18 protein-coding genes and 4 tRNA genes are annotated in these 21590 nt (G+C 64.7%); 18 read left to right on the top strand and 4 right to left on the bottom strand.

Translation table 11 applies throughout. The features are described 5' to 3' along the window. The first annotated feature begins 44 nt into the window (after positions 1–44). Positions 45–1913, top strand: coding sequence for a translation elongation factor 4 (lepA, locus tag KTJ89_RS04070; RefSeq protein WP_253903700.1), 1869 nt, complete (start codon positions 45–47; stop codon positions 1911–1913). Continuing rightward, complete coding sequence (gene hemW / locus KTJ89_RS04065; RefSeq protein ID WP_259356827.1) at positions 1914–3143, top strand: radical SAM family heme chaperone HemW; 1230 nt, start codon at positions 1914–1916, stop codon at positions 3141–3143. Between the two features lie 87 nt (positions 3144–3230). On the opposite strand, the gene KTJ89_RS04060 is transcribed toward hemW, so the two are convergent. From KTJ89_RS04060 to KTJ89_RS04050, 3 genes are all read right to left on the bottom strand, one after another. Next, positions 3231–4088 carry a DUF4870 domain-containing protein gene (locus KTJ89_RS04060; RefSeq protein ID WP_259356826.1) on the bottom strand — a complete coding sequence of 286 codons (858 nt, stop codon included), beginning with the start codon at positions 4086–4088 and terminating at the stop codon, positions 3231–3233. A gap of 85 nt (positions 4089–4173) precedes the next feature. Then, positions 4174–4848 carry a DUF4870 domain-containing protein gene (locus tag KTJ89_RS04055; protein ID WP_139908140.1) on the bottom strand — a complete coding sequence of 225 codons (675 nt, stop codon included), beginning with the start codon at positions 4846–4848 and terminating at the stop codon, positions 4174–4176. A 151-nt stretch (positions 4849–4999) separates the two neighbouring features. Then, complete coding sequence (locus KTJ89_RS04050) at positions 5000–5863, bottom strand: DUF3097 family protein (protein ID WP_139908139.1); 864 nt, start codon at positions 5861–5863, stop codon at positions 5000–5002. A 160-nt stretch (positions 5864–6023) separates the two neighbouring features. Between KTJ89_RS04050 and hrcA the strand changes: the two genes are divergently transcribed. From hrcA to zapE, 8 genes are all read left to right on the top strand, one after another. Further along, complete coding sequence (gene hrcA / locus KTJ89_RS04045) at positions 6024–7064, top strand: heat-inducible transcriptional repressor HrcA (RefSeq protein WP_259356825.1); 1041 nt, start codon at positions 6024–6026, stop codon at positions 7062–7064. Between the two features lie 122 nt (positions 7065–7186). Beyond that, positions 7187–8302 carry a molecular chaperone DnaJ gene (gene dnaJ / locus KTJ89_RS04040; RefSeq protein ID WP_139908137.1) on the top strand — a complete coding sequence of 372 codons (1116 nt, stop codon included), beginning with the start codon at positions 7187–7189 and terminating at the stop codon, positions 8300–8302. Then, positions 8299–9060: a 16S rRNA (uracil(1498)-N(3))-methyltransferase gene (locus tag KTJ89_RS04035; RefSeq protein WP_259356824.1), complete on the top strand. Its 762-nt coding sequence runs from the start codon at positions 8299–8301 to the stop codon at positions 9058–9060. Before dnaJ ends, KTJ89_RS04035 begins: the two co-directional genes overlap by 4 nt. 100 nt (positions 9061–9160) lie before the next feature. Then, complete coding sequence (locus KTJ89_RS04030) at positions 9161–10186, top strand: PhoH family protein (protein ID WP_259356823.1); 1026 nt, start codon at positions 9161–9163, stop codon at positions 10184–10186. Next, positions 10183–10671 (top strand): rRNA maturation RNase YbeY, encoded by a 489-nt coding sequence (gene ybeY, locus KTJ89_RS04025; RefSeq protein ID WP_172169763.1) that lies wholly within the window; start codon positions 10183–10185, stop codon positions 10669–10671. Before KTJ89_RS04030 ends, ybeY begins: the two co-directional genes overlap by 4 nt. Positions 10672–10679: 8 nt before the next feature. Beyond that, entirely contained in the window at positions 10680–11987 is a 1308-nt protein-coding gene (locus KTJ89_RS04020; RefSeq protein WP_248283853.1) for a hemolysin family protein, read from the top strand. A 1-nt stretch (position 11988) separates the two neighbouring features. Next, entirely contained in the window at positions 11989–12927 is a 939-nt protein-coding gene (era, locus tag KTJ89_RS04015) for a GTPase Era (protein WP_139467362.1), read from the top strand. A 154-nt stretch (positions 12928–13081) separates the two neighbouring features. Then, on the top strand, positions 13082–14089 hold the full coding sequence (gene zapE / locus KTJ89_RS04010; RefSeq protein ID WP_139908133.1) for a cell division protein ZapE: 1008 nt from the start codon (positions 13082–13084) through the stop codon (positions 14087–14089). 62 nt (positions 14090–14151) lie between these two features. Here zapE and KTJ89_RS04005 read toward each other — a convergent pair whose 3' ends face one another. Beyond that, positions 14152–14628, bottom strand: coding sequence for a TIGR02611 family protein (locus tag KTJ89_RS04005; RefSeq protein WP_259356822.1), 477 nt, complete (start codon positions 14626–14628; stop codon positions 14152–14154). Between the two features lie 136 nt (positions 14629–14764). Here KTJ89_RS04005 and KTJ89_RS04000 point away from each other — a divergent pair. The 8 genes from KTJ89_RS04000 to KTJ89_RS03965 all read left to right on the top strand — a co-directional run bounded on the left by KTJ89_RS04000 (position 14765) and on the right by KTJ89_RS03965 (position 21558). Further along, a tRNA-Gly gene (locus KTJ89_RS04000) sits at positions 14765–14837 on the top strand. A 26-nt stretch (positions 14838–14863) separates the two neighbouring features. Continuing rightward, positions 14864–14934: transfer RNA gene (locus KTJ89_RS03995), tRNA-Cys, on the top strand. A gap of 30 nt (positions 14935–14964) precedes the next feature. Continuing rightward, positions 14965–15036 (top strand) — tRNA-Val (locus KTJ89_RS03990). A gap of 37 nt (positions 15037–15073) precedes the next feature. Beyond that, a tRNA-Val gene (locus KTJ89_RS03985) sits at positions 15074–15145 on the top strand. Between the two features lie 255 nt (positions 15146–15400). Further along, on the top strand, positions 15401–16714 hold the full coding sequence (locus tag KTJ89_RS03980) for a DUF4190 domain-containing protein (protein WP_259356821.1): 1314 nt from the start codon (positions 15401–15403) through the stop codon (positions 16712–16714). 196 nt (positions 16715–16910) lie between these two features. Further along, a complete protein-coding gene (gene thrS, locus KTJ89_RS03975) occupies positions 16911–18917 on the top strand; it encodes a threonine--tRNA ligase (RefSeq protein WP_139467359.1) in 2007 nt (668 codons plus the stop codon). Beyond that, positions 18914–19519 carry an HIT family protein gene (locus KTJ89_RS03970; protein WP_139467358.1) on the top strand — a complete coding sequence of 202 codons (606 nt, stop codon included), beginning with the start codon at positions 18914–18916 and terminating at the stop codon, positions 19517–19519. Before thrS ends, KTJ89_RS03970 begins: the two co-directional genes overlap by 4 nt. Next, positions 19516–21558, top strand: coding sequence for an alpha/beta hydrolase family protein (locus KTJ89_RS03965; RefSeq protein WP_259356820.1), 2043 nt, complete (start codon positions 19516–19518; stop codon positions 21556–21558). Before KTJ89_RS03970 ends, KTJ89_RS03965 begins: the two co-directional genes overlap by 4 nt. Positions 21559–21590: the final 32 nt, after the last annotated feature.

The following is a 21590-nucleotide window of genomic DNA, read 5'->3' as shown; positions in this document are numbered from 1 at the left end:
ATCCGGTCTGTCTGGGGACCTGGTCTGTCAAAGAAAGGGCGTTCATGTCACCTCAGGTGAATAAGGAAGCTGCAAAGCGGATCTCACCGTCTGCCACCTCACCCGAGCTGATTCGCAATTTCTGCATCATCGCTCATATCGACCATGGCAAATCGACCCTGGCCGACCGCATGCTCCAGATGACCGGCGTCGTCGAGAACCGCGATATGCGTGCCCAGTACCTCGACCGGATGGACATCGAACGCGAACGCGGAATCACCATCAAATCCCAGGCTGTGCGCATGCCGTGGGAGCACGAGGACACCCCGTACGCGCTCAACATGATCGACACTCCCGGGCACGTCGACTTCAGCTACGAGGTCTCGCGGTCCCTGGCCGCCTGCGAGGGTGCCCTGCTGCTCGTCGACTCCGCTCAGGGCATCGAAGCCCAGACGCTGGCCAACCTGTACCTGGCCATGGAGAACGATCTGACGATCATCCCCGTGCTCAACAAGATCGACCTGCCGGCTGCACAGCCGGAGAAGTACGCCGAAGAGCTCGCCAACCTCATCGGCTGCGAACCCGAGGACTGCCTGCTCGTGTCCGGCAAGACGGGCGAAGGCGTCGAGGAGGTCCTCGACCGCATCATCACCGATATCCCCGCGCCCGTCGGCGATGCCGAGGCCCCGGCCCGCGCGATGATCTTCGACTCCGTCTACGACACCTACCGCGGTGTGGTCACCTATGTTCGCGTCATCGACGGTTCTCTGTCCCCACGCGAGAAGATCGAGATGATGTCGACCGGCACCACCCACGAGCTGCTGGAGATCGGCGCCTCCATGCCCGAGCCCAAGGCGACGAAGGGACTGGGCGTCGGTGAGGTCGGCTACCTCATCACCGGTGTCAAGGATGTGCGTCTGTCGAAGGTCGGCGACACCGTCACCGCCGCTGCGGGGCCCGCGACAGAGGCCCTCGGCGGTTACCGGGAGCCCAAACCGATGGTGTTCTCCGGACTCTTCCCGATCGACGGGTCCGACTACCCGGTGCTGCGCGACGCGCTGGACAAACTCAAACTCAACGACGCCTCTCTCGCCTACGAACCCGAGACCTCGACGGCACTGGGCTTCGGCTTCCGCTGCGGATTCCTCGGTCTCCTCCACCTCGAAGTCCTGCGCGACCGCCTGGAACGGGAGTTCGATCTCGACCTCATCTCCACCGCCCCGTCCGTGATCTATGACGTGACCATGGAAGACGGTTCGGAGACCGTGGTGACGAACCCGAGCGAGTACCCGACGGGCAAGATCAAGGAAGTCCGGGAGCCGATGGTGCAGGCCACGATCCTCACCCCCAGCGACTACATCGGCGCGGTCATGGAACTGTGCCAGGATCGCCGCGGCAAACTCCAGGGCATGGACTATCTGTCCTCGGACCGTGTGGAGATCCGCTACCGGCTGCCCCTGGCCGAGATCGTCTTCGACTTCTTCGATCAGCTGAAGTCCCGGACCAAGGGCTACGCCTCCCTCGACTACTCCGATGACGGCCAGGACGCCTCCGACCTCGTCAAGGTCGACATCCTGCTGCACGGCGACCAGGTCGATGCGTTCTCCGCAATCGTCCACCGCGACAACGCCTACTCCTACGGTGTGGCGATGGCCGGAAAGCTGCGCAAGCTCATCCCGCGCCAGCAGTTCGAGGTGCCCATCCAGGCGGCCATCGGCTCACGCATCATCGCCCGTGAGACCATCCGCGCCATCCGCAAGGACGTCCTTTCGAAGTGCTACGGCGGTGACATCAGCCGTAAGCGCAAACTGCTCGAGAAGCAGAAGGAAGGCAAGAAGCGGATGAAGATGGTCGGCACCGTCGAGGTTCCGCAGGAAGCGTTCATCGCGGCCCTGTCCTCCGACGAGCCGGAGACGAAGGACAGCAAGAAGTAAGTGCCCGCACAACCGACCGGTGAGGTCCCTCCGCGCGACGGTTCGCTGCCGACATCGGTGGGGATCGGGGCCGCGGAGCGGCGGCTGAGCCTCTACATCCACGTCCCGTACTGCCGGGTCCGCTGCGGCTACTGTGACTTCAACACCTATACCGCCGACGATCTCGGCCCGGGCGCGTCCCGCGAGGACTACCGCAGCAATCTCGCCCGTGAGCTCGATCTGTCCGTGGCCACCCTCGCCGAGGCGGGGGCCGGCGACCGTGAGGTCTCGACGATCTTCTTCGGCGGGGGCACCCCGACCTTGCTCGCAGCGGATGTGCTCGCCGGGGTGATGGACGATGTCCGCGCCCGCTTCCGCCTGGCCGGGAATGTCGAAATCACCACCGAAGCCAACCCCGACACCTTGGACCCCGACTACATCGCGACCCTTGCCGGAGCCGGTTTCAACCGGATCTCCATGGGTATGCAGTCGGCCGTGCCGCACGTGCTTGCGACCTTGGACCGCACCCACGACCCGGAGAAGATCCCCGAGGTGGCCCGCTGGGTCAAGGACGCCGACCTCGAGCTCAGCCTCGACCTCATCTACGGCACCCCGGGGGAGTCGATCGACGATTGGCGTCGCTCTCTCGACGTGGCGCTGTCCAACGAGGTCGATCACATCTCGGCATATTCCCTCATCGTCGAACCGGGAACGAAGATGGGTGCGATGGTTCGCCGCGGCGAACTGCCGATGCCTGATGAGGATGACCTGGCCGACAAATACGAGATCGCCGACGCAGCGATCTCCGCTGCTGGTCTGCACTGGTACGAAGTGAGCAATTGGTCGACCGGTCTCGAGACCCGCTGTGAGCACAATATGGCCTATTGGCGCAATGCCGACTGGTGGGGCTTCGGGCCCGGCGCCCACTCACACGTCGGAGGCGTGCGGTTCTGGAATGCCAAACACCCCCGTGCCTGGGCCGATCGGCTGTTGGCGGGGGAGTCCCCGGCGATCGGTCGTGAGGTCCTCGACGTTCAGACCCGGGAGATCGAACGGATCATGCTGGCGGCCAGGATCGACCGCGAGCTGCGTCTCGATTCTCTGGCCCCGGGCAGCGAACAGGCGATCAGGACTTTCGTCAGGCAGGGACTGCTCGACGCCGATGGTGCCGCGACCGGCTGGTTCCAGCCGACTCTGCAGGGACGACTCATGGCCGACTATATGGTGCGCATCCTCACCGAATACGTGTGAATGAGTCTCGCCCCGCCATTCGGGAACGAGTGGCGGGGCGAGCTGTTCAGCGAATCTGCCGGGGTGAGGCTCTCACTGGACGTCAGATCACTTGATCCAGTTCGGCGTCATCGGAATGCGGTAGCCTTCACCGCGGTTGGCTGCCATGCCGGCGATGATCTCGATGACGATCATGTAGATCGAGAGCACCGGCAGGAGCAGGAGGATGAGGAAGCCGATTCCGACGATCGTGAGGATTCCGCCGATCAGCCCGATGCCGAACGCCGCGATGACGCCGATGATCAGCAGATTCAGCGACTGTGCGCCATGATGGCGGAGGAACGGCGACTTGTCCTTATTAATGATGAAGAGGATGAGCGTGACGATCCAGCCGACACCGACGACATAGGTGGCGGCGTGAGCGAGGTGCGACCACAGTGCGGTCGTCCGTTCACTCTGATCTGCATTCCAGAATCCGAGCGAATTCGGGCCGTAGGCCGCATCCGGCAGTTCGGCCCCCATGGGCACTCCTGCGGCAGCCGACTGCGCCGACGATGCTCCCTGGAATCCGTAACCGGGCTGAGGGTGTCCCTGCGGAGCGCTGTAGGGCTGCTGAGAACCGTACGGCTGCTGGGCGCCGCCTGCCTGCTGCGAACCGTAGCCCGGTTGGGAACCATACTGCTGCTGAGGGTTCTGCTGCTGAGATCCGGAGGCCGGATTCTGCTGCTGGGAGCCGTACCCGGCTTGCGGCTGCGAGCCATAGCCCGGCTGCGATCCCTGCTGAGGGGTCTGCGGCTGCGAGCCGTACTGGGCCTGACCATCCTGCTGGGCCTGACCACTCTGCTGTGGCTGCGAACCCTGCTGTGGCTGCTGGGTGTACGGCTGCTGCGAGCCCGACTGCGGGGAGTAGTTCGGAGGCATCGGCTGTGACTGTTCGTTGTTCGGCTGCTGCGGGTTGTCCGACATGAGAGTCCCTTCAGAGTGTGCGATCACTCCACACTAACCCAGAGAGTCCGGGCAGCCCCAGAGAATCCGGGGTGAGCGGGAATGGTCACTTCACGAAATTGATTGTGAGCGGGAACTTATACCCCTCACCCTTGTTCGCTGCGACGGCCGCGATGATGTAGAAGACGCAGTAGACGAGCGGAACGATGAGCGCCGCATACATGACGATGATGCCGATCCCGAAGGTCACCAGTGCCAGGATGAAACCGACGAAGCCGAAGACGAAGAGCGCACCGAAGGTGACGATCGTGTTCGTGATCATCGCGTTGAGACCCTGACGTGAGTGCTCGCGGACGAACGGCGATTCGTCCTTCTTCACAAGGAACATGATGAGCGGCATGAAGCCGAAGATGAGCGAGCCGAGGTGGGTCCACAATGCCGTGGTCCGGTCGGGTTCGTGGGCCATCCAGAACCGCTCGGAGCCGGGTCCGTAGGCCTGCTCAGGCAGGGAGCGGGAGTCGAACATCGCCGGGTTGTGCATCTGCGGCATACCGTAGCCCGGCTGTGCGCCGTATCCCGGCTGGCCCCCGTAGTTCGGCTGAGCGCCGTACGCCTGCTGCGAACCATACCCCGACTGCCCACCGTAGCCCGGCTGACCGCTGTGCGTCTGCGGCTGCGAATACTGCTGGCCCTGCGGCGCGTAGGGCTGCTGCGAACCGGAGGCCTGGGAGTAGTTCGGCGGCATCGGTCGGCTGCCCGGCTGCTCGGGGTGGTACGACATGGGGATCCTTTCGAAGAGTGCTTGCCATTCACCCTAGCCGAGCCAGGTGTCCCGAGGATGTCGGGAAAGCCTCACTCCTGTGACAGATTCGGCACACGCCGACAGCTCCGCGTGACCATGACGCTCCACCGCGCCGCACCACCGCCGACTCTCAGCCGACGGTGACGAAGTCGATGAGCTCCTCGACCCGACCGGACAGCGTCGGTTCGACATCAGCAATGGTGCTCACCTTCCCGAGGATGCGCACCCACCCGCGGGCAACGTCCCGATGGTCGGCGTGCGGCCATCCGATGCGACGCAGTATTCCCGTCTTCCAATCCTCACCGCGGGGGACGACCGGCCATTCGCGGATGCCGACGACATGGGGTTTCACCGCCTGCCAGATATCGACGTACGGGTGACCGATGATGTGGACGACATCGCGGTAGCGCGGATCGGCACGGACCGCCTCGGCGATCTTCGATTCCTTCGTCCCGCTCACCAGATGGTCGGCGAGGACACCGACCCGATGGTCTCGATCCGGACCGAAGGCCTCGAGCTTGTCGGCGACATCATCGAGACCGCCCAGGGGTTCGACGACGACGCCTTCGATGCGCAGATCATCGCCCCAGATCTTCTCGACGAGTTCGGCGTCGTGCTTGCCCTCGACCCAGATCCGCGACCCACGGGCCACCCGAGCCTTCGCGCCGACCACGGCGCGAGATCCCGAGGCCGTCCGTCCGGGCTGCTGCGCCTTCTTCTTCGGCAGCTGCACATCGACGGGCTGACCCTCGAGGAGGAAGCCCGGCCCCAGGGGAAAGGCACGTACCTTGCCGACGCGATCTTCGAGCTTGACGACGACACCGGCCGTGGTCTTCTCCGCGCCGACGACAGCGCCGACATAGCCGCTCATCGCATCCTCGAGAACCATGCCCAGGCCGAGCTCGACCTGACGGGACTTCTTCGGGCGGTGCGACGACGGGGAGGAACCGGAGAGCACATCGGGACCATATCGATCAAAAGCATTCACGGGCACCCACCATAATCAAGGACGGTCCCGCAGGCGCGCAGACCCGCAGGCCACCCCTGAAATGAATTCCGGGAACGAGAGGCGTAGAATTGGCACTCAGACTCACAGAGTGCCAAGCGCAGGCACGGGACCGCGATGGATCGGCGAGACGGAGAGGAGATCCGCGATGAACGACAGCAGACGTGCACAGGTGCTGCGCGCCATCGTCGAGGACTTCGTCGCCACCAACGAACCCGTGGGATCGAAGGCGATCGTCCAGCGCCACACCCTCGGCGTCTCTCCCGCCACGATCCGCAACGATATGGCCGCGCTCGAACAAGAGGGCTATATCGCCCAGCCCCACACCTCTGCCGGACGGATCCCCACCGACCTCGGCTACCGGATGTTCGTCGACCGGATCGACGAGTTCAAACCGCTGACCACCGCCGAGCGGCGCGCGATCTTCCAGCTCATCGACGGCGACGTCGATCTCGACGAGATGCTCGACCGCACCGTCCGCGTCCTCTCCGGCCTCACCCGACAGGTCGCGCTCATCCAATACCCGACGGTGTCGCGGGCGCGCATCAAGCACATCGAGATCGTCGGTCTCGGACCCGGCCGGATCCTCGTCGTCCTCATCACCGATGCCGGCCAGGTCGAGCAGAAGACCGTGATCACCCCGAGCCCGCTCGACGAAGACGCCGCCCGCGGACTGCGCGATCAGATCAACGCCGAATTCGCCGGACGCACACTCGCGCAGGTCTTCGGATCGGCCCCCGCCGCCGAGGCGACCGCCACCGAATCGAGTGAGCCGACCGCCCGTGACGACTCCGGGCTCAAACAGGTCAGAGCCGCCGTCGTCGACCTCGTGGCCGCGACGCGTGAAGAGCGCATCATCATGGCCGGCACCGCGAACCTCGCCCGCTCCGGAAGCGAATTCGGAGAGAAGATGGCCCCGATCCTCGAAGCCTTCGAAGAACAGGTCGTCCTGCTCAGGCTGCTCACCTCGATGGCAGAAGACCACGAGGAGATCAGCGTGCGCATCGGGCGTGAGAATACTCACGAATCATTCAGCTCGACTTCCGTCGTCGCCGCCGAATATGGTCATGACGCGGGTTCCTCGGCCAGACTGGCAGTGCTCGGCCCGACCCGAATGGACTATCCGACGACGATCTCGGCAGTCCGTGCCGTCGCCAAATACGTGTCCTCGATCCTCGATCGAGGGTAGGTCTCTTGACATCGACCAGGGGCACCCGCAGACGGGCAGCGCAGAACCGGTGAGCACCGCGCAGCAGCGCAGCCACCACCACGAACAGAGAAGACCACTACGTCAGGGAGAGAGAAGTTTCTGTGGCCGATCACTATGAAACACTCGGAGTGTCCAAAGACGCTTCCGCGGCTGAGATCAAGTCGTCGTACCGGAAGCTGGCACGCAAGTACCACCCGGACGTCAATCCCGGTCACGAAGACGAATTCAAAGCCATCTCACTGGCCTACGATGTGCTCTCCGACCCGGAGAAGCGCCGCAACTACGATATGGGCGGCGGCGAGAACGGCCAGGGCTTCCCAGCCGGCGGCGGCTTCGGCGGATTCGGCGACATCTTCGAGACCTTCTTCGGCGGTGGCGGCGGTCAGGCCGGGGGTCCGATCCCACGCACCCAGCGCGGCAAGGATGCCCTCGTCGGCGTCAATATCGACCTGAAGACCGCGGCTTTCGGCGGCACCGTCGACCTCGATGTCACCACTGCAGTCGTCTGCGACACCTGTTCGGGCGCCGGCACGCAGGAAGGCACGAAGATCGAGACCTGCTCGCTGTGCCACGGAGCCGGCAGCGTCCAGCGCATGACCCGGACCCTGCTGGGTCAGATGGTCACGAACCAGACCTGCAACTCCTGCCACGGCTTCGGCACCGTCATCCCGAACCCCTGCCTCAACTGCCAGGGTGACGGACGCGTGCGCAAGCAGCGGACCATGAAGATCCGGATCCCCGCCGGGGTCTCCGACGGCACCCGCATCCAGCTTTCCAGCCAGGGTGAGGTCGGCCCCGGAGGCGGACCCGCCGGTGACCTGTTCGTCGAGGTCATGGTCACCCGCCACGAGGTCTTCCAGCGCGACGGCGACAACCTCCGGGCCGCGGTCTCCGTGCCGATGACCGCAGCGACCCTGGGTGCGACCATCCCGTTCGAGACCTTCGACGGCACTCAGGACCTCACCATCGCCGCCGGCACCCAGTCCGGCACCATCGTCAAACTTCCCGGGCTCGGAGCCGCCCGCCTGCGTTCGGAGACCCGCGGCGACCTGCTCATCACCGTCGACGTCCTCACCCCGGACAAACTCGACGACGAACAGCGCGAACTGCTCGAGAAACTCGCCGAACTGCGCGGAGAAGAGACACCGCGCGCGCAGATCTCGACCGAGAACCGCGGAATGTTCTCCCGCATGCGTGAGAGGTTCGCCGGTCGGTGAGTCTTCCCGTCTTCCGCTCCGCCACCGCCGCCGAGGCGGACGTCGGGTCCGCCCTCACCCTCGGTGAGGACGTGGCCGGGCACGCGGTGCGGGTGCGTCGGATCGGTCCCGGCGAGGATATCGACATCGTCGATGGGGAAGGCACACGTGCGCGCGGAACCGTCACGGCCGCCTCGGCGAATGAGCTGACGATCGACGTCACCGAGGTGACGGCCGAGGAGCGCACGGGCCCGCGCCTCGTCCTCGTCCAAGCCTTGGCCAAGGGCGACCGGGACCTGCAGGCCATCGAAACAGCCACGGAGATCGGCGTCGACGACGTCATTCCCTGGGCCGCTGAACGCTCGATCGCCGACTGGCCGGCCAAGAAGCGGGAGAAGATGGCCGCGAAATGGGAGAACCTCCTCGGAGCGGCCTCCCTGCAGGCCAGACGAGCACGATTTCCCATCCTCCACGGCCTCGCCCGCGGAGCCGCCCTGGCCAAGACCCTCGACGACGCCGATGCGGTCTTCGTCCTCCACGAGACCGCTCAGCGCAGGCTCTCCGAAGCACTGAACGACCTGATCGCGAACGACTCGGTGCAGCCGCCGGAGCGCATCGTCTTCGTCGTCGGCCCCGAGGGCGGCATCAGCGACGGCGAACTCGCCGCCCTGACCGGCCGTGGAGCAACCCCGGTGCTGCTGGGACCGACGATCCTGCGCTCGTCATCGGCGGGACCCGCCGGCCTCGTCCTGGCCCAGAATTCATTGGGCCGTTGGTGAGGCATCGGACTAGGATGGAAGCACACTCAGGCGCTGCCGGTGACGGTGCGCTCATTTGCAAAGGAACATTCTGGACATCACCCCACCGAACCCGAACTCCATGAACCCCACCGACTCGGACACCGGCGACGGTGCCGCACGCGATGATGCCGTGACGGACACCCAAGGTGCCGATCGTGACACCGTGCGATTGGTCATCCCCGACTCCATCGACCTCGTCGCCTTCTTCGGTCCCGGGGAATCGAACCTGCGCACCCTGGAGAAGACCTTCGCCGACCTCGACATCCACGTCCGGGCCAATCAGGTCCAGGTCACCGGCGACCCGAAACGCGTCGAAGCTTTCGTCAGCGTCATCGGGGAACTCAAGAAACTCCACGCGGCCGGCCATCGCATCAACGAAGAGACGATCGAGAGGGTCACGACGTTCTCCTCCGAGGGAGCGGCCGCCTCGGCGGTGCTGGGCACGAACATCCTCTCCACCAGGGGAAAGTCGATCCGTCCGAAGACGATGGGCCAGCACGACTACGTCAGGGCCATCCGCAACCACACGATCACCTTCGGCATCGGTCCGGCCGGAACCGGCAAGACGTACCTGGCGATGGCCATGGCCGTCAACGCCCTCCAACACAAAGAGGTCTCACGGATCATCCTCACCCGGCCGGCCGTCGAAGCCGGGGAGTCCCTGGGCTACCTGCCGGGCACGCTCAACGACAAGATCGACCCGTATGTGCGTCCGCTCTATGACGCCCTGCACGACATGGCCGACCCGGAATCGATCCCGCTGCTCATCGAGACCGGAACGATCGAGGTCGCGCCCCTGGCCTATATGCGCGGGCGCACCCTCAACGACGCGTTCATCATCCTCGACGAAGCACAGAACACGACGGCCGAGCAGATGAAGATGTTCCTCACCCGCCTCGGCTTCGGGTCACGCATGGTCGTCACCGGTGACATCTCCCAGATCGACCTGCCGGGCAAGACCCGCAGCGGACTCAAGGTCGTCCGCGACATCCTCGACGGAATCGAGGACCTGCAGTTCTGCGAACTGGGCAGCAAGGACGTCGTCCGGCATTCGCTGGTGACGAAGATCGTCGAAGCCTACGACCTGTGGGGGAATGCCGAATGAACACCGAGATCCTCAACGAGACCGACGCCGAGGTGGACCTCGACGAAGTCGTTGCCCTGACCGAGTATCTCGGCGAAGCCCTGCATATGCACCCCGGTGCGGAGCTGGCCGTAACCATGGTCGACTCAGCGGCCATGTCCGAACTCCACGTCACCTGGATGGACCTCGAAGGACCGACCGACGTGATGTCCTTTCCCATGGATCAGCTCCACCAGGGCGAGCCGGAGAAGCCGACCGAAGGTCAGATGGGCGACATCATCATCTGCCCCGAGGTCGCCGAGGCTCAGGCTCGGGCGGCCGGTCATTCGACGATGGACGAGGTCCTTCTGCTGACCGTCCACGGATTCCTGCACCTGCTCGGCTACGACCACGGTGAGCCCGAAGCGCGGGAAGAGATGTTCGCTCTCCAGCGGCATCTGCTGCTGACCTTCTTCGCGGCTCGCTACGACGGTCGCACCGACATTCCCACCCCCACCGAGGTCTGATCGTGTTCATGTTCTTCCTCGGGGCGGCACTGTGCCTCATCATCGCAGCCACCCTCTCCGCCGTGGATGCCGCGCTGCTCAACGTCTCCCACCATGCGGTCGAAGAGGCGAAGGAGGACGGCAAGCGCTCAGCGGTGCGTGTCGAGAGGATCCTCGCGGACCTGCCGACGAACATCAACGTCATCATCTTCGTCCGCAACTTCCTCGAAGCACTCGCCACGGTGTTCATCGCCCTGGCCTACGATTCCTACTACTCCGTGGGACCGCTCATGGTCTTCCTCACGGTGATCACAGCCTCGGTGGCGGTCTTCATCATCGCCGGAGTCTCCCCACGTACGATCGGCAAGCGCCGGTCGCTGGCCGTCAGCCTCAACCTCAGCTGGGTCGTGCGCATCGTCCTCGTCGCGCTCAAACCGCTCACCCGCATCCTCGTCGTGCTCGGCAATCTGCTCACACCGGACCAGGTGTACAAGGACGGTCCGTTCGTGACCTCCGAACAGCTGCGCGACCTGGTCGAGCGGGCGAGCGAATCCGACATCATCGAAGACGGCGAACGCGAGATGATCCAGTCGGTGTTCAACCTCTCAGACACCTCGGCGAACGAGGTCATGGTGCCGCGCACCGACCTCATCACCGTCGATGCGGACGTGAGCCTGCAGAAGGCGATGAACCTGTTCTTCCGCTCCGGCTTCTCCCGCATCCCCGTCTGCGGGGAGGACCTCGACGACGTCCGCGGAGTCGCCTACCTCAAGGACGTCGCGCGCCGCCTCCACCTCCACCCCGAGGAGGCCGACCGTCCCGTGGGCAACCTGGCCCGCACCGTCCTGTTCGTCCCGGAGACGAAGCCGGCCGATGACCTGCTGCGGCAGATGCAGCTGGACTCGACGCATCTGGCGATCCTCATCGACGAATACGGCGGCACCGCAGGGCTGGTGACCATCGAGGACATCGTCGAAGAGATCGTCGGCGAGATCGAAGACGAATACGACAACGGCGATGACGAACTCGTCGCCGCCGAAGACGGATCGTTCATCATCAGCACCCGCATGTCGATCTCCGACTTCGCCGAATACTTCGATGTGCGCATCGACGAAGACGATGTCAACAGCGTCGGCGGACTGCTCTCGAAGCTCATCGACCGCGTGCCCATCGACGGCTCGCATGCGTCGATCGAGGGCCTCGAGATCGAAGCCATGGAGGGCCAGGGCCGACGCCACCGGATCACGCACGTGCGGGTCACCCGCACCCACGAGAACAGCAGACACGCACAGCGCACCGCCGCAGCCGAAGGTTCGGGGACGAAGGAAGAGGACTGAGATGGAATTTCGCACGGACTACCCCGATGACTATCGAGCCGGTTTCGCCTGCTTCGTGGGTCGCCCGAATACAGGAAAATCGACGCTGACGAACGCCCTGGTGGGGGAGAAGGTCGCGATCACCTCGGCCAAACCTCAGACGACCCGGCATACGATCCGCGGAATCGTCCACAAGGACGACCACCAGCTCATCCTCATCGACACCCCCGGACTGCACAAGCCGCGCACCCTGCTCGGTTCCCGACTCAACGATCTGGTGGCATCCACGCTGGGCGAGGTCGATGTCATCGGCTTCTGCCTGCCCGCCGATGAGCCGATCGGTCCCGGCGACCGCTATATCGCCTCCCAGCTGGCGCTGCTGGACGGACGGACCCCGATCGTCGCGCTCGTGACGAAGGTCGACCGGGTGCCCAAGGACAAGATCGCCGAGGCGCTGCTGGCCGTCGGCGAGCTCGCCGACTTCGCCGATGTCGTCCCGGTCTCCGCAGTCGAGGACTTCCAGGTCGACACCGTCGATTCGGTGCTCGCGGCGCATCTGCCGAAATCTCCTCCGCTCTACCCCGACGGCGACCTCACGGACGAGCCGGAAGAGAAGATGATCGCCGAGCTTGTGCGCGAAGCGGCCCTCGAGGGAGTGCGTGACGAACTGCCCCATTCCCTGGCTGTGCAGGTCGAGGAGATGTACCCGCGGGAAGGGCGCCGCGAGGACAATCCGCTGTGGAACGTCCACGTCAACCTCTATGTCGAACGTCCCAGCCAGAAGGCCATCATCATCGGCAAGGGCGGCAGCCGGCTGAAGACCATCGGGTCGGAATCCCGGCAGGGCATCGAGCGGCTCCTCGGCACGAAGGTCTACCTCGACCTGCACGTCAAGGTGGCTAAGGACTGGCAGCGCGATCCCAAACAGCTCGGCCGCCTCGGCTTCGACTTCAACAACTGATCTGCCGGGTCGGTCGCCGCTGGTGATGCGAACAGCGCGTCGGCGCGGTAGTGGACGGACGGCGGAAGCGCCGCGGATGCGTTGCCTGTGACGGGCATCACTCTGCGAGGCCCGGGTTGAACCGGGCACTCGAGCCTGCCTTAGACTAGGCCGAGTGAATGCCGAGCAGACTCTGGTCGCACTGAGCGACCGATCCCCACAGGTTGCCCCCGAAGAGCTCATCGCAGGTCTCGTGCCGCCCCCTCAGTTCGAGGACGTGTCCTTCGACAGCTACCGCACCGACCCCGCAGAGCCCTCGCAGGAAGAGGCACGGAATAAGCTGCGGGAATTCACCCAGCGCTCGACCGACAAGGGATTCCTCGGCAAGCTGTTCTCGAAGGGAAGATCCGGTGCCAAGGGCGTCTACCTCGACGGCGGCTACGGGGTCGGCAAGACTCACCTGTTGGCTTCGGCCTGGCATGCCAACGAGAAGCCGGCGACCTTCGGCACCTTCGTCGAATACACGAACCTCGTCGGGGCCTTGGGCTTCGCCCGGGCTCGCGACGACCTGTCGAAGATGAAGCTCGTCTGCGTCGACGAATTCGAACTCGACGATCCCGGCGACACCGTGCTCATGTCCCGGCTGATGCGTGAACTCACCGACGCCGGAGTGAAGATCATTGCGACATCGAACACTCTGCCAGGGTCCCTGGGGGAGGGGCGCTTCGCCGCTCAGGACTTCCTGCGCGAGATTCAGGCGCTGGCCGATCAGTTCGAGGTCTATCGCATCGACGGCAAGGACTACCGTGCCCGTGAGCTGACAGCTCCAGCGGACCCGCTGCCGGAATCCGAACTCGATTCGGCCGCGAGCCAGCTTGACGGAGTTGTGGCTCGCGATGACTTCTCCGCGCTGCTCAGCCACCTGTCCACCGTTCACCCTTCACGTTACGGGCGGATGGTCGACGGAATCGACGCGGCTGTGTGGGAGAACGTGCGCACGATCGACAACGAGAGCGTGGCTCTGCGCTTCGTGGCGCTCGTCGACCGGCTCTACGATCGCAATGTGCACATCATCAACTCCGGTGCCGCTCTCGACAAGGTATTCACTGAAGAATCGTTGGCCGGCGGGTACAAGAAGAAGTACATGCGCTGCCTCTCGCGACTGACCGCTCTGTCGTCCTGAGCCGAGAGGCCATCGACGCCCGTCGCACCTCTGATGAAGGTGGGGCGGGCGTCGGTCGTCTCTCAGTGCAGGCCGATCACGTCGAAGAGACGCAGGTCCGGGACCCAATCGGGCAGGCCGGTGAGTTTCAGGGTGAGCCACACGATGACAGCCACGAAGGCGGCCGTCACGGCCCCGATGGTCCACCGCACCCACAGCCGCTGAGCCATGATCCAGCGCGTCCAGCGTTCGACGTTCACGCGCACGAAGTGCAGAAGTCGCTGAGCCCAGTGGAACTCGCTGGAGATGATGAACAGGCCGATGATGACGATGAGCCAACCGGGGCCGGGCAGCGGAACGAGAACGAGGCCGATGAGCACGATGAGTGTGCCGAGGCCGCCGACGACGGTGCGATAGAGGCGTGCAGTGTGCGGGTTGGCCAACACTGTGCGCCGCCAGCGGAGGAACCCCAAACGCAGTTTCCGCCACGGTCGGGGACCTTGCCGGTGGTGGCGTGACAACCAGCCTTTCGGGCGGGTCTGCGGGCTCTCTGCATTCACCCAACCACTATAAGATGGTGACCCTGAAAGCTTGATCGATGCGTGTGACCACGATCACCCGATTCTGATTTTGCGTAAGCCGCCACCTGCGTATAGAGTTATATCTCGTTGCCAGGGAAACCGGGCAGCGAGAAATGCGGATGTGGCTCAGTTGGTAGAGCATCACCTTGCCAAGGTGAGGGTCGCGGGTTCGAGTCCCGTCATCCGCTCGGAGGCGTCATGGCACTGCCTTGGCGGTGGCGTGGCCGAGAGGCGAGGCAGCGGCCTGCAAAGCCGTATACACGGGTTCGAATCCCGTCGCCACCTCGGATGACTGGCAGGAATGTCGGTTGACCAGCGCGATTGGCGCAGCGGTAGCGCGCTTCCTTCACACGGAAGAGGTCACTGGTTCGATCCCAGTATCGCGCACAGGGACCCTCGGGTTCCGGTGCAACAAATGAATAGAGCGCGATTGGCGCAGCGGTAGCGCGCTTCCCTGACACGGAAGAGGTCACTGGTTCGATCCCAGTATCGCGCACAGAAGAAGCCCCGAGTGATCCGCTCGGGGCTTCGTGCATTCACGCTTGAGCTTCTTTCGCAATAGCTCACTTTTGGGCGAATAGCCCATGTTTGAAACAGGGCTGTTCACTCTAAGCTGGGCTGAACCCGCGAAACTGGATTGTGTACGTTTAGTTCACCGTGTTCCAGGACTGAAACGCGGTCAGCATGCGGTATCAAAGGGGTTTACTAGTACGCTAGGTGTTGTACTAAACGACGATGACTCGGAGCACCTATGTCTACTCCTCAGAACCCGTACGGTTCGGGTGACGGTTCGCCCAACAACCCCAACGGGCAGAACCCGAACAACCAGCCGCCGAATGCCCCCAACTATGGCAACGATCAGAACGCCGGTCAGCAGCCCGGTCAGTACGGAGCGGGGCAGCCCGGTCAGCAGTACGGAGCGTCGGGCGACCAGCCCAATGGTTCGCAGCCGAACTACGGTCAGGGCGGCAACGACGGCTCGCAGCAGTACGGACAGCAGGCTCCCCAGTACGGCTCCCAGCCGAACTACGGTGCGTCGAACGATCAGAATCAGTATGGCCAGAACCAGTACGGCCAGGACCCGAACAATCAGAACCAGTACGGTCAGGGCCAGCCTGACCAGAATCAGTACGGGGACAACCAGTACGGACAGAACCCCTACGACACCAACGCGCAGGGATACGACGCCAACCAGTATGGTCAGCAGCCGGCCTACGCCGGTGCCGACGGATCCTCCGATCAGTTCATTCCGGCCAATCCCAACTCCGGCTACGGCCAGTACCCATCCGGGTCGGGCGGCAACACCTCGAAGAACATCTGGGGCATCCTCGCCCTCATCGGCGGCATCGTCGGCGTCCTCGGCGCGTTCGTCTTCGGCGGCGGCGCTCTCTTCGGCATCGCAGCGGTGATCTTCGGCTTCGTCGGACTCTCCGCGGTCAAGAAGGGCCTGGCCAGCAACAAGGGCCTCAACATCACCGGCATCATCCTCGGCATTGTGTCGGTCGTCATCTCGATCGCCGTCGTCATCTTCACCATCCTCGGCATCGGCATGCTCGGCAAGGCCATCGACGAAGCTGCCAGCTCATCCGCCCCCGCCGACCCGAGCCAGGGTGCGGGCCAGGACCCGAGCCAGGGCTCCGGCAGCTCCGACGGCGGAGACGCCGCTCCTGCTCAGGCCGGCGAGGTCGAGATCGGCACCGACGTCACTGCCCAGATCAGTGTCCGCGAGGGCACCGCATCGTCGTCCGCCTCCGGAGCCGAATCGACCAATGGTGAGATCGCCATCGTGACGATGACCGTGAAGAACAACTCGAGCTCCGATGTCGAGATGACTCTCACGAACCTGACTGCCAACAACGGCGGCAGCACGGAATATGACGACGTCTTCGACGGCGGAAACTACAAGGGCTCTCTGGCCTTCACCGATCCGGTTCCTGCCGGCGGCGAAACGACCTATGAATTCGCCTACGCCGTCCCCAAGGCCGAAATCGATGGCATGCACCTCAAGCTCGAACTCATCGACGACCTCGGCAAGGGCACTGACTTCGAGTTCTACAAGCAGTGACACCCTGTTCCCCGAGGTGACCAGGCCCTTTCGGCCCTGACGCCTCGGGTGCAGGCTTCGGCAGACTCAGTGTGGGTGGCAGTCATTCGACTGCCACCCAACTGATTTGTCACAACCGAATTGGTACTAGAATCTGAGGGTGACCAGCCCACCGAAAGGGCCGGTCGAATGAACACATGACGAACGGAGAAGATCAGTGGCAGACAGCATCGACTGCGCGGGCGAAAGCATTCCCTGGAAAGAGGGTCTGACCGGAACGGAGATCTTCTCCACCGACCGCACAGTCGTCGCCATGTGGCTGAACGGCGAACCCGCCGACCTCAGCCGCGAGCTGCAGTCAGGAGACCGGATCGCTCCGATCACCATCGACTCCGACGCCGGACTCGACATCCTGCGCCACTCCACCGGTCACGTCACAGCTCAGGCCGTCCAGGAGCTCTTCCCCGGAACCAAGCTCGGCATCGGGCCCTACATCACCGACGGCTACTACTTCGATTTCGACGCTGCCGAACCCTTCACCCCTGAGGACCTCAAGGCGATTCAGAAGAAGGCCGCCCAGATCGTCAAGTCCGGTCAGACCTTCAATCGCGTCGTCGTCTCCGAAGAGGAAGCCCGCGAGCGGATGGCCGACGAACCGTACAAGCTCGAACTCATCAACGACAAGGGCAAGGGCGGCGACGAGGAGACCTCTGTCGAGGTCGGCGCCGGTGAACTCACCGTCTACGAGAACGTCGACCGCAAGGGCGAGGTCGTCTGGCAGGACCTCTGCCGCGGCCCCCACCTGCCCAACACCAAGCTCATCGGCAACGGCTTCGCCATCACCCGATCCTCGGCGGCCTATTGGCGCGGCGACCAGGCGAATGCGAGCCTGCAGCGCGTCTACGGAACCGCCTGGGCGTCGAAGGACGACCTCAAGGCCTACCAAGACCGCATCGCCGAAGCCGAGCGTCGCGACCATCGCAAGCTCGGTGCCGAGATGGACCTGTTCTCGTTCCCCGAAGAGCTCGGCTCCGGCCTGCCCGTCTTCCACCCCAAGGGCGGGGTCATCAAACGCGAGATGGAGGACTACGTCCGCGCCCGTCATATCGACGAGGGCTTCGAATACGTCGGTACCCCGCACATCTCGAAAGAGACGCTGTACTACACCTCCGGACACCTGCCCTACTACGGAGAGAACATGTTCCCGGCGATGTCCGTCGACGAGGTCCGCGACGAGTCCGGCGAAGTCGTCAAGGAGGGCACTCCCTACCGGCTCAAGGCCATGAACTGCCCCATGCACAACCTGATCTACCGCTCCAGAGGCCGCTCCTATCGCGACCTGCCGCTGCGGCTGTTCGAGTTCGGCACCGTCTACCGTGACGAGGCCTCCGGAGTCATCCATGGCCTCACGCGGGTCCGCGCGCTGACCCAGGATGACTCCCACTCCTATGTGGCGCAGGAAGACGCGGGCAAGGAGATCCGCCACCTGCTGAACTTCGTGCTCAGCCTGCTGCGCGACTTCGGCCTCGACGACTTCTACCTCGAACTGTCCACCCGCGACGAGGACGGAAAGAAGGCCGACAAGTTCATCGGCTCCGACGAACAGTGGGCCGAAGCCACCAGCGTGCTCGAGGAGGTCGCTCAGGAGACCGGGCTCGAACTCGTCCCCGACCCGGGCGGCGCCGCCTTCTACGGCCCGAAGATCTCCGTCCAGGCCCGCGACGCCATCGGCCGCACCTGGCAGATGTCGACCGTCCAGCTCGACTTCAACCAGCCCGAGCGCTTCGGACTCGAATACGTCGCCGCCGACGGCTCCCGCAGACAGCCGGTGATGATCCATTCGGCGAAGTTCGGTTCCATCGAACGCTTCCTCGGCGTGCTCACCGAGCACTATGCCGGTGCCTTCCCCGTGTGGCTGGCGCCCGTGCAGGTGACCTGCATCCCCGTGGCCGATGAGTTCAACGACTACCTCGCCGAGGTGGCCGACCAGCTGCGCAGGTCCGGGGTCCGCGTCGAGATCGACGACAGCGACGACCGATTCCCGAAGAAGATCCGCAACGCCTCGAAGTCGAAGGTGCCCTTCACCCTCATCGCCGGCGGAGAGGACCGCGACGCCGGTGCCGTGTCCTTCCGCTTCCGCAACGGCGAACAGGAGAACGGCGTCCCCGTCGCCGAGGCGGTGCGACGGATCCTCGACGCGATAGAGACCAAGGCCCAGGTATGAGCGGAGGCGACGACAGCCGAACCGCAGCAGAGAACTCGGACGGCCGCCTCGGCGAAGGGATTCCCTACCCCGAGGCTGCCGCCGGGTTCCCCGGGGAACCCGACGGATTCCAGCGTCTGTGGACCCCGCACCGGATGGTCTACATCGACGGACAGGACAAACCGAAGGACGACCGCGCCGAGGAGTGCCCGTTCTGCACTGCGCCGTCGAAGACCGACGAGGACGGACTCATCGTCGCCCGCGGCCAGCACGTGTACGCGGTGCTCAACCTCTACCCGTACAACCCGGGCCACCTGCTGATCTGCCCCTATCGTCACGTGGCCGACTACACGGATCTGACCCAAGAGGAGACCGTCGAACTCGCCGAGTTCACGCAGAAGGCGATGCGCGTCATCCGGGCGGTATCCGGTCCTCACGGATTCAACCTGGGCATGAACCAAGGACCCGTGGCCGGCGCAGGCATCGCCGCCCACCTGCACCAGCACGTCGTCCCACGCTGGGGCGGAGACGCGAACTTCCTGCCCGTGATCGCCCAGACCAAAGCCCTGCCGCAAGTGCACGCCGATGTGCAGGCACGGCTCAAAAAGGAATGGAACAGATGAATCCTGAAGACCTCGGCACTCTTGCCGAGTACTCCTCACCCGTGCTGCGCGGCGACGACGCCGTCATCACGATCCGACGACCCGACCTCGAGTCCAACAGCTACCTCTCCCAGCTGTTCTCCTTGAGCGACGACAACTCCAGACGGCTGACTCACTCATGGTCGGACTCGAATCCAGAGTGCGGCCTGAATTGGTCCGGTTATCTGAGCGCGGAGAAGAAAGCCGCCCCGCAGCTCTTCGTCGGCGACAGCCTGGAGACGGCACACCAGATCACGGACAACCACCTCGGCGTGTCCGAATTCGCCCTCGACGACACCCGTTCCAGGGCCCTCTACGTCGCCCGCGTCGCCGAACCCGGACGCTACGGGCTCGACGATGCCATTCCGGCGGCCGAAGAAGCTCCACGCCGGATCACCACGGCCTCCTACCTGGCCAACGGCCTCGGCTATACGAACGACCGTCCGGCCCGCGCCTTCCTCGTCGACCTCGCCGAACCCGGTCTCGGCACCGTGGGCCTGCGCGGGGCCTCCGAAGTTCCGCTGTCGACTCTGCTGACGACCCCGGACAGCGACGTCCACGATCCGCAGTTCTCCCCGGACGGCACGCGAGTGTCCGTGGTCTCCGCGCTTCACCCCGACCAGGGGCAGCCCGATCTGCGCTCGACGGTCTGGCTGCTCGGGGGAGAGGCGCCGACACCACTCGAGCTGCCGTCCATGGACGTCGGTCTGCACCGGTGGCTCGACGAAGACACCGTTGTGCTGATCGGCAATGCGCTGACCCGTGACGAACTCGACTTCGTCGGCCAGATGCCCGGGCTCTTCATCCACACCGTATCGACCGGCTCCACGAGACGGCTGACCGACCCGGAGACCGTGGCGCTGGCACCGATCCCGCCGCAGATCCGCGAGGGAGCGGTCATCGCCGCCGTCGACACGGACGGGGCCACCCGGATCGTTCGCATCGGCCTCGACGCCGCAGAGATCGGCGTGGATGACCTCGAGTTCTTCACCGACGACACCACCGTCGTCAACGGCTTCGATGCCGACGACGACACGCTCGTCTTCACCGGATCGACCCCGCACTCTCCGGCCGTGCTCGGCCGCATCGCCCTCGGCGGACCCACGGAGTCCGGGGCCGCCTCGGCGAGGGGGTCCTCTGTCATCGTCAAGGAGCATCCGGCGCCGGCGAACTCCGTCCTGCCCCAGGTGCTGCGGGTGCCCGGCGTTTCGGGGACGATCACCGGCTGGCTGGCCAAACCGCACGGCGACGGGCCGTTCCCCGTCATCCTCAACATCCACGGCGGGCCCTTCGCCCAGTACACGCATTCGTGGTTCGACGAGACCCAGGTGCTCACGTCCGCAGGTTACGCCGTCGTGTTCTCGAACCCGCGCGGATCCGGTGGCCGCACCCGCAGCTGGGGGACCGCCGTCCAAGGTGACATGGCGGCACCGGCGATGGCCGATGTGCTCGCCGTCCTCGACCATGCCCTCGACCTCGATCCCTCGCTCGATCGCAGCCGTCTGGGCATCCAGGGCGGATCGTATGGGGGATATCTCACAGCCATGACGATCGCCGCGGACCATCGCTTCCGCGCCGCCATCGTCGAACGCGGCTACCTCGACCCCGACAGCTTCGTCGGGACCTCCGACATCGGCCGCTTCTTCACCGAGGAGTACACGAGCCGCAGCAGTGAGGCGATCGCGGCCCAATCACCTCTGGCCCACGCTCCACAGGTCGGCACACCGACCTTGGTGATGCACTCGGAACTCGATCTGCGCTGCCCGCTGGAGCAGGCACAGCAGTACTATGCGGCCCTCCAGAGAGCCGGGGTCGACACCGAGATGCTCATCTTCCCCGGGGAGAACCACGAGCTCTCCCGGGCCGGGCAGCCCCGCCACCGCAGGCAGCGCTTCGAAGCCATCCTCGACTGGTGGGATCGCCGTCTGGGCGGCGAAGATCGGGAACAGTCACAGGATGGCCGACATCGTCCTGAGGCAGCTGATCCCGCTGTGGCCGCAGCGGCCGACTCCGCGTCATGAGCGCCGAGTTGGCCGGGACCGCGCAGAGCCGA

Origin of the sequence: Brevibacterium sediminis (assembly GCF_024895295.1) — a bacterium.
Taxonomy (GTDB): Bacteria; Actinomycetota; Actinomycetes; order Actinomycetales; family Brevibacteriaceae; genus Brevibacterium; species Brevibacterium sediminis.
Note: the sequence above shows the minus strand (reverse complement) of the source record. Positions and strands in the feature narration are given on the sequence as shown.

What these genes read in the sequence shown, in the direction of transcription:
- lepA (WP_253903700.1), top strand. Translation starts at nt 45, where the DNA reads ATGTCACCTCAGGTGAATAAGGAAGCTGCAAAGCGGATCTCACCGTCT.
- KTJ89_RS04060 (WP_259356826.1), bottom strand. Translation starts at nt 4,088, where the DNA reads ATGTCGGACAACCCGCAGCAGCCGAACAACGAACAGTCACAGCCGATG.
- KTJ89_RS04055 (WP_139908140.1), bottom strand. Translation starts at nt 4,848, where the DNA reads ATGTCGTACCACCCCGAGCAGCCGGGCAGCCGACCGATGCCGCCGAAC.
- hrcA (WP_259356825.1), top strand. Translation starts at nt 6,024, where the DNA reads ATGAACGACAGCAGACGTGCACAGGTGCTGCGCGCCATCGTCGAGGAC.
- KTJ89_RS04030 (WP_259356823.1), top strand. Translation starts at nt 9,161, where the DNA reads ATGAACCCCACCGACTCGGACACCGGCGACGGTGCCGCACGCGATGAT.
- ybeY (WP_172169763.1), top strand. Translation starts at nt 10,183, where the DNA reads ATGAACACCGAGATCCTCAACGAGACCGACGCCGAGGTGGACCTCGAC.
- KTJ89_RS04020 (WP_248283853.1), top strand. Translation starts at nt 10,680, where the DNA reads ATGTTCTTCCTCGGGGCGGCACTGTGCCTCATCATCGCAGCCACCCTC.
- era (WP_139467362.1), top strand. Translation starts at nt 11,989, where the DNA reads ATGGAATTTCGCACGGACTACCCCGATGACTATCGAGCCGGTTTCGCC.
- KTJ89_RS03980 (WP_259356821.1), top strand. Translation starts at nt 15,401, where the DNA reads ATGTCTACTCCTCAGAACCCGTACGGTTCGGGTGACGGTTCGCCCAAC.
- KTJ89_RS03970 (WP_139467358.1), top strand. Translation starts at nt 18,914, where the DNA reads ATGAGCGGAGGCGACGACAGCCGAACCGCAGCAGAGAACTCGGACGGC.
- KTJ89_RS03965 (WP_259356820.1), top strand. Translation starts at nt 19,516, where the DNA reads ATGAATCCTGAAGACCTCGGCACTCTTGCCGAGTACTCCTCACCCGTG.